The 8,750-nt window shown below is 53.3% G+C and carries 7 protein-coding genes; all 7 read left to right on the top strand.

Annotation, left to right across the window (positions count from 1 at the left end):
- A partial coding sequence (locus FYJ63_RS10810; RefSeq protein ID WP_154546591.1) for an IS3 family transposase occupies positions 1–595 on the top strand: 595 nt, incomplete at its 5' end.
- 728 nt (positions 596–1,323) lie between these two features.
- A complete protein-coding gene (locus tag FYJ63_RS10805) occupies positions 1,324–2,790 on the top strand; it encodes a hypothetical protein (protein ID WP_154546590.1) in 1,467 nt (488 codons plus the stop codon).
- 194 nt (positions 2,791–2,984) lie between these two features.
- The gene (locus FYJ63_RS10800; protein WP_154546589.1) at positions 2,985–3,311 is read left to right on the top strand and encodes a hypothetical protein; all 327 of its coding nucleotides are present in this window, start codon (positions 2,985–2,987) and stop codon (positions 3,309–3,311) included.
- Positions 3,312–3,381: 70 nt separating this feature from the next.
- Positions 3,382–4,983 carry a terminase large subunit gene (locus tag FYJ63_RS10795; protein WP_154546592.1) on the top strand — a complete coding sequence of 534 codons (1,602 nt, stop codon included), beginning with the start codon at positions 3,382–3,384 and terminating at the stop codon, positions 4,981–4,983.
- Between the two features lie 22 nt (positions 4,984–5,005).
- Positions 5,006–6,241 (top strand): phage portal protein, encoded by a 1,236-nt coding sequence (locus tag FYJ63_RS10790; protein WP_154546588.1) that lies wholly within the window; start codon positions 5,006–5,008, stop codon positions 6,239–6,241.
- Between the two features lie 117 nt (positions 6,242–6,358).
- Positions 6,359–7,030, top strand: coding sequence for a hypothetical protein (locus FYJ63_RS10785; protein ID WP_154546587.1), 672 nt, complete (start codon positions 6,359–6,361; stop codon positions 7,028–7,030).
- Positions 7,031–7,642: 612 nt separating this feature from the next.
- On the top strand, positions 7,643–8,506 hold the full coding sequence (locus FYJ63_RS10780) for a head maturation protease, ClpP-related (protein WP_195839388.1): 864 nt from the start codon (positions 7,643–7,645) through the stop codon (positions 8,504–8,506).
- Positions 8,507–8,750 lie beyond the last annotated feature (244 nt).

Genomic DNA, 8,750 nt, shown 5'->3' with positions numbered 1-8,750 from the left:
TGTTACCCGAGCCAAAAAATATCGAGCAAAAACGAGGAAACAGCTTGTGAGGCCGGATTATTCTCTGGATTTGGTGCGCCGCGAGTTTCATGCCGAGGCTCCGAACCGATTGTGGTTTGCGGACATCCCTTATGTGAAAACCTATCAGGGATGGTTGTTCCTGGCAGTAGTGTTCGATATTTACTCGCGTATGGTAGTCGGCTGGGCTATGGCTTCTAAAATGACTGCTGAACTGGTTGATAACGCGCTCAGGATGGCTATCGCCCGGAGGAACCCGCCCAGCGGGCTGATACATCATTCAGATCATGGTTCCCAGTATTGTTCCCTGCTGCTCGGATCCACAATGAGATCACGCGGGATACGACCCTCAATGGGTGCTATCGCATCCCCGTGGGATAACGCGGTAACCGAGTCCTTAATGTCGACCATCAAAATGGAATGCGTCCACCGGTTCATTTTCAAAACCAGAGAGGAGGCAAAACTAGAAATCTTCGACTACATCAAGCGGTTCTACAACCGAGTCAGAATCCACTCGAGCCTGGGCGATCTAAGCCCGCTAGAATACGAACAACAACAATTACAAACTGTCAACTAAACCGAGCCAATTCCAATTCCAGAGGGACGGCCATAAATACCGTTTCTCAGTCTGGACGCAATATGAACGTGAGTTGCTAAAATCTTGTTAAAGTTTAAAAAACCTCTTCCCCTGACGATGAAAAGAGCATACAATTCAATTGAGATTTGTTCGGATTTATAGAGCTAGGAGTTAAGATGTCTTTGGCTCGTCGCGCCACAGCAGCTACTGCAGCGCTGCTGGTTAGTTTCATGGTTGCCGGTCCAGCTTTCGCGACCGGTGGGACTTGGTCTGACTCCAAGCGCCATTACAGTGTTTACACACCTAACGATACGACTGATCCGACGAGCACGTATTTCACCGCTCCTACTTACGTTGACACCTTGGACACTGCAACTTCTGTAGTCGCAACCGTTACCCGATACCAAGGTGACCATACCGAGTGGGGGCGAGTGTGCTACTCTCAGCCTTATGGAAACCAGCCGATAGCTTGTACACCTTGGTATTCACTTGTTTACGCGGCTTCATCGATTGAAGGCATGGGAGAGTTCAGAGTCGTCGATGCGAACCAGAACGCCACTGGCGGGATTTACTCCAACGTCTCAGCCAAAGGGTCATTCCAGATACAGCACAGGTTCCCAGAAGGGCTTCCCGGTCCGATATACAGTGATCCCGGGTACGACAGTCTTGCAGTTACTTACACAGAAGGATAGACAATAAACAACACAGGATGTGAGGAGATGGTCAGCATGGATGCTGTGGGTTTGAGTAATTATGCGGCGGCTGCCGGGGCGGCGACGCAGGCGAAGACGTCTGTCGCCCCGAAGACTGACGCGGGCGTGTCTGGTGCTCCCGTGAGCCCGCTTTCGACTCCGTTTGCGGATTCTGTCGAGCTGTCGACGAAACCGGCGGACACCACTAAGGTTGCAGCATTTGACCCGACTGCGGTTGACGGGTCCTATGAGCAGAAGCATATTGGCGGTGCGCTTGCGACGTCTTCTGCGAAGGACGGGTTTGATGGTTGGGATTATATGTTGAAGAACATCTTCTATATTGAAGAGGGTGGGAATCGGACTGATATGCCACATATTTATAAATACAACTATAGCGGTCAGGGTCCGAATAGTTCCGGTGAGGGGTTTGTGCCGGCGAATGCTTTGAGCGATTCAGAGCGTAATCTGATTGCGAATATGTATGTTTATGCTCACGATCATGGGATTGATATGCGTAACGGGGTTAGCCCGATGGCTAATCTGGTTTGGGGTATTGTGAATTATGCGGCTTCTGGTCATCAGATTTCTCCTATGAATGATGCGTATGCTGCTGGGTTTAATGGTGCTGTTGGTCAGGCGATTGATGCGCAGGGTTCGGTTACGCAGGCGAATCTTATTGACGATATTTCTGGCGAGGTTGACGAGGCGGTTGCGGCTATTGGTCGTGGTTTTCACGTGACTAAGAATTTCTTGGATCAGAACCCGGCATTGGTGGATGAACAGGTCGCGGCAACGGTTGAGATTCTGTCGTCTTCAGCGATGGAGGACAATCTTATCCCGACAGGTTATTTGGACAATATTTTGGTTTCAAATATTGGTTCTAAACGGTCGGGCGCGTTTTTCGATGACTTGAAGGAAGTTATTTACGCCTATTCAAAGAGCGCTTCGGAGGGGAATCTTCGCGTGAGTGAGACTCTGAGTGATAAAGCTCAGAAGGTGATTAATTGGCGGGAAAACATTAATGATTTCTGGGAGGCCGTGAACTCTAAACTTGAGACCTCCGGGTCTGAGTCTGTCAAGAATGATCCGTTGACGGATTTATTCTCACAGGACAAGGGAAAGGTTGAAGACAACCTTAAGGTTTTTGAGAAGTATTCCGACCGGATTAGTTTTGTGCTGAGCTCGTTGGATGATGACCAGAAGTCGACTCTGGGAATGATGTATAAACTTGCCGAGGATAAGCACTCGGACGCTGCTCTTGCCAAGGTAGATAAGATGGCTGGCGCGCTCGCGGCGTTGAATTACATGAATAAGATGAACTCTGATAACGATATGCCGGGCATGAATGGTTTCTGGAACCAGATGCTGACCCGTAACCAGCAAGAAACCACCAAGGCTCTCCAGGAAGCCATCAACAAGCGGCTCGACGCGGCGAAAGTGAGCGTGGGAAACTCGGTAAGCAGAACAGCTGAAACCAAACCCCACATAGATACAGAAGCATAGTTTATGCATAAGAGCGGGAGGGGCGGCCACATGGTCGCCCCTCCCTGCACGCTTTCCAAGCCTCTCGTATTAGTGACATCTATCACTTATTTTTCGTTGGAATATCAACGATTTTGACTTGATATGTCCTGGAATCTATGGCTGTATATACATACCGAAACAAACGGTGAAACAACAAGACGAAAGGCAAGAAAATGAACACCAAAGAAATCAAGAGCATCGAGCAGGAAAACACCGACCGGATTATCGCCCGCGCCGCGAGCCTCGGCTATGAGATTCGCCACATCACCCCGGACGGCCGCTTCCGCAAGATTGCGGTCGAACCCGCGAGCATGGACGGCTACGCCCCTTGGATTGACGGCGACTTCGGGGAATTCAATGTCAACCCGGTAAGCCACTCCGGCGGGTTCACGATTGACGAACTCGAAAAGGTCGCCGAAGGATACCAACGCGCCGCCGCCCTGATCCGCGAGCTCGAAGCCACCAGCATCGACAACCTGGTCGAATACCACGCCGAGTAAGCAGCCACGGCAGACAAGGGGCCCCGCCCCGCGCGGGGTTTTCCGCCGTTACTGGGAGGGAGTCCTGATGATGCGTAAGCTCAAAGATTACACGCCGACCCGGTTCGCGGCCTCCACGTCGCGGTATGACAAGAAGGCGGCGGATTATGCGGTGGCGTTTATTCAAGCCTTGACGCATACGAAGGGCCGGTGGGCTGGTGAGCGGTTTGACTTGATTGATTGGCAGGAGCAAATTATCCGCGACCTGTTCGGCACTTTGAAACCCAACGGGTATCGCCAGTTCAACACGGCGTATGTGGAGATACCGAAAAAGATGGGCAAGTCCGAGCTTGCCGCCGCGGTCGCCTTGCTGCTCACGTGCGGGGACGGGGAGGAACGCGCGGAGGTTTACGGGTGTGCGGCTGACCGGCAGCAAGCCTCGATTGTGTTTGAAGTCGCGGCTGACATGGTGCGGATGTGCCCACCGTTGGCGAAGCGGGTGAAGATTCTTGCCTCGCAGAAACGCATCATTTTTCAGCCCACGAACTCGTTTTATCAGGTGCTTTACGCTGAGGCTTATTCCAAGCACGGGTTCAACATTTCCGGGGTAGTGTTTGACGAGCTGCATACCCAGCCGGATCGTCGCCTGTTCGATGTGATGACAAAAGGCTCCGGGGACGCCCGCACCCAACCCCTGTATTTCCTTATCACGACTGCCGGGTCGGACACGCACTCGATATGCTACGAGCAACACCAGAAAGCCCTCGACATTATCAGCGGCAAGAAACACGACGAGCGGTTCTATCCCGTCATTTACGGGGCCGACCCGGAAGAAGACTGGACCGACGAAGAAGTGTGGAAGAAAGCCAACCCCTCGCTTGGTATCACGGTGGATATTTCGAAGGTTCGTGATGCTTGTGAGTCAGCTAAACAAAACCCTGCTGAAGAAAACACGTTCCGCCAGCTCCGGTTAAACCAGTGGGTGAAACAGGAAGTGCGGTGGATGCCGATGACCACCTGGAACCAAAACGACACCTCGGTCGATCCGGAGGTGTTGGAAGGCAGGGTGTGTTACGGCGGGCTTGATTTGTCCTCGACTTCGGATATTACGGCTTTCGCTTTGGTGTTCCCACCCGAAAACGAGACGGAGCCCTATCAGGTGTTGCCTTTCATGTGGCTCCCAGAAGAAACCCTCGACCTGCGGGTGAAACGCGACCACGTACCCTACGACCTGTGGGCAAAGCAAGGCTTCCTGGAAACCACGGAGGGTAACGTGGTTCACTACGACGCGATTGAAGCCAAAATCGAACAACTCGGCACCCGCTACAACATTCGAGAAATCGCCTACGACCGTTGGGGCGCAGTACAAATGAGCCAAAACCTCGAAGGCCTCGGGTTCACAGTCGTGCCTTTCGGTCAAGGCTTCAAAGACATGAGCCCGCCGTCCAAAGAACTCATGAAGTTGGCGTTGGAAGGACGACTCGCGCACGGTGGTCACCCGGTGCTCGCCTGGATGGCAGACAACATCACCATCCGGCAAGACCCCGCCGGGAACATCAAACCCGACAAGCAGAAATCCACGGAGAAAATCGACGGCATGGTCGCTTTGATTATGGCACTCGACCGGGCACTACGCCACGGCGGAGAACCCACCGAATCCGTCTACGACGAACGCGGACTGCTATTCATCTAACAAGGGGAAGGGGAAAACCGTCATGGGTTTTCTTGATATTTTTCGCCGCCCGCTAGTGGATAAGAAACTCACGGGTGGTGGCTATAGTTTCTTTTTCGGACCCACCTCGGCGGGTAAGCCGGTTACGGAACGCTCGGCGATGCAGATGACCGCGGTCTACGCCTGCGTGCGGATTCTCTCCGAGGCTATCGCGGGCTTGCCGTTGCACGTTTACAGGTATGAAGAAAACGGGTCACGCACGAAGGCGCTCGACCATCCGCTCTATGTTTTGTTGCATGACGAGCCGAACCCGGAAATGACTTCATTCGTGTTTCGGGAGACTTTGATGACGCATCTTCTCCTGTGGGGTAACGCTTACGCGCAGGTCATCCGTAACGGCAAAGGTGAGGTCATCGGGTTGTATCCGTTGATGCCGAACCGGATGGAGGTCGGGCGTAACAAGCATGGAGAGTTGGAATACACCTACACCAGGACGGGTGACGAGCCGAACCAGAAGATGCCACAAAAGATTGTGCTCCAAGCCTCAGACGTGCTGCATATCCCAGGGCTGGGCTTTGACGGGCTGGTGGGCTACAGCCCGATTGCGATGGCGAAAAACGCTATCGGTTTGGCAATCGCCACCGAGGAATACGGCGCGTCCTTCTTCGCTAACGGCGCGACACCGGGCGGCGTGCTCGAGCACCCGGGAACAATCAAAGACCCCGCGCGGGTGCGCGAGTCGTGGCAGTCGACGTTCGGCGGGTCGCGTAACTCGAACAAGATAGCGGTGCTAGAGGAAGGCATGAAATACACGCCTATCGGTATCGCCCCGGAACAAGCCCAGTTCTTGGAGACCAGGAAGTTTCAGATTAATGAGATAGCCCGGATTTTCCGTATCCCACCCCACATGGTCGGCGACCTCGAAAAATCCTCGTTCTCCAACATCGAGCAGCAGAGCTTGGAGTTTGTGAAATACACCCTCGAACCCTGGGTAATCCGCTGGGAGCAAGCCATCACCAAGACCCTGCTTGCCCCGGGCGAGAAGCCGCGCGTGTTCGTGAAATTCAACCTCGAAGGCTTGCTGCGCGGCGACTACGTCTCGCGCATGAACGGGTATGCGACCGCACGCCAAAACGGGTGGATGTCTGCTAACGACATCCGCGCGTTGGAGAACCTCGACCTGATACCCGAAGAGGACGGCGGCGACCTCTACCTGGTCAACGGCAATATGCTGCCACTCGGCCTGGCCGGAGCCTACGCCGAAGTGGAATCAGAATAGTGGGAAATAATCTAAAAAAGGTTCTTCCTTTGCCGATACCAAGGTTGTAAACTTGAAGGAGATGTTCTAGGACTCGGTTTGCCTGCCCTACCACATGGATGTGAGGAGATGGTCGAAATGCAGATTCCGGTTACTGCTTTGACTTCTGAGGGGGTTCACGCAACGAATACGGTTTCGCGCGTGAGCGCGCCTGATACCGGTTCCGGGGCGACCCTTGAGATTTCTTCGAAGGCGAATGAGCCTATTGAGGATAAGGCGGAGTTCACTCGCGAGGGTCTTTTACAAAACCAGTTGCTGCGCGGGTTGAACATCATGTACTCGTGGAGCCGCACCCCGCTAACGATTACACCTGAAAACATGGATAAGGCGATTTCGGATTGGGCATCGCACGGGAATCTTTCCACTGATGACGTCAAGATTATCGCCGTCGCTTTCGCTTACGCCGAGGATAACGGTTATGACTTCAGTCAAGCGGCCGCTTTCGAGTCGGATTACAGTTTTTGGGCCGGGGTGAACAAGAAGCTGATAGGTGATGAGCCGGCATCAAAATCCGATGCGGCTCTGGCCAGCAAGTTCATTGGCTCCGCCGCCTTTGAGACGTCTAAACTGCCCAAGGATTTCTTGTTGATGTCTTTTGACCCGCTCCATCCCACGGCCACGGGCGCGGACGCCAAGTTCGTAGCCGATTTTGCCAGGTACCTGTCTGATGCCCCGGAAGCCGATTTTGATGGCAATGCATCCAAAGCAAACAACCTGCTCCGTGGTTACCGCGAAAGACTTGACTGGTAAACAAACAAGATTAGATTCAACTAATAGAAGGATTGATGAAGAAAAGAATCATTGCGGTTATCACGTTTTTCATGTGTCTGTTTGCGTTGGCTCCAGTCGGCGTGGCGGCAAACGCGCAGACTGTTATCGATTTTAAGGCTTGGGGTGCATCGCAGGAACCTCCAACGATTCAATCGCCGGATCAATGGTACGCCAACACTCTCTTTCACCTGACGTATCCGACACCTCCATCTCACCCGATAACGTACGTGGAATACCGCGTTACCACCTATACAAGTGGTGGCGGTGGGAGTCCCACGGACTCTTGGAAGATTTGCTATGTAAGCACATCAGGGGCGGAGTCTTCTTGCTTTGAACCAAGCAACATAAGTGGCGTTACATGGGCGTTTTCAGGGAAATCGAGCTTGGGTAAAATTCGTGTCTACCATAAGCGCGTTGGCGGTTATTACCCAGCTTATCCAGCCGGCACGGATTCGGTCATAGTGCATTGGCAATAATTTGCAGTTCAGTTTTCTGAGTTGTGATGGTAACAAAACTACGCATTGGTGCCTTCCTGAAAAGGAAGGCACCAATGTTTTTACAAGAAATCTCTACTAGCCGGAGGAGGCAGAAATGAAGCGACGATTTTGGAACTGGAGCGAGCCCCCAGTCGATGATGAAGCTACTGACCCGGACGTGCCTGACGCCCGGGTTTTGCATATTGATGGCGTGATTGCCGAGGAGACCTGGTTTGATGATGACATCACCCCAGCACTCTTCGCCCAAGAACTAAGCGCTGGATCTGGCGATATTACGGTGTGGATTAACTCGCCTGGTGGTGATGTGGTGGCTGCGGCACAGATTTACAACATGCTGTGTGCCTATCCGGGTCGGGTGACGGTTCGGGTTGATGGTTTGGCTGCGTCTGCCGCTTCGGTCATCGCCATGGCAGGCGAGCAGGTGATTATGTCGCCGGTCAGTATGTTGATGATTCACAACCCGGCGACCCTCGCTATGGGCGACTCCGACGAGCTGGGTCGCGCTATCGAGATGCTCGGGAGTGTGAAGGAATCCATTATCAACGCCTATCAGGCCAAGACCGGAATGTCGCGGGCGAAGCTCGCCAAGTTGATGGATGCGGAAACCTGGATGGATGCGCGTGCCGCACTCGAGTTGGGTTTCGCTGACCTGATTGACCCACCCCTCACCGAGGGCGTGAAAGCTACAGAGCCGGTTGGGGTGGTGTTCAACCGTCGCGCGTTAGAGCAGCGGATTTTGAACCACTATCAACCCGACCCCACACCCGCTCTGACCGAAGAGCCTGAGCCGGCCGGAGAGCCTGAGCCGGAACCTGTAGTTGAACCGGAGGCTCCGCCAGTGCCGGAGCCTGTGCCGGTTGCTGATTCTTGCCCCACGCCTAGTGTTGTGGGGTTGCGTGCATCTGAGGCGTATTTGCGTCTTGGGGCGCGTCGTTTGTCCATCGCTACGAGTAAGTAAGGAGAAAACCGGGTTAAAGGACATTTTGTGTGTTTTTTATCCGGGTTTTTCGTTGTGGTAGAGCCTTAAAGTCGGGTTGAAAGTTGGTTTGGCTGAACTTTGGGGTCGGTCAAATTGTGAAGCGTCCTGGGTTTTGTTCCTACCTGTTTTTGAGAGGATAGGAACATGCCTAGAAGGTATTCACAAGAGTTTAAGGATCGCGCGGTGCGGATGGTCGTGGATCGTTTGGCTGATGATCCCTCCT

It is taken from the genome of Mobiluncus porci, from assembly GCF_009695935.1.
GTDB classification, from domain to species: domain Bacteria; phylum Actinomycetota; class Actinomycetes; order Actinomycetales; family Actinomycetaceae; genus Mobiluncus; species Mobiluncus porci.
The sequence above is the reverse complement of the archived record's forward strand: the minus strand, read 5'-3'. Positions and strand labels throughout refer to the sequence as shown.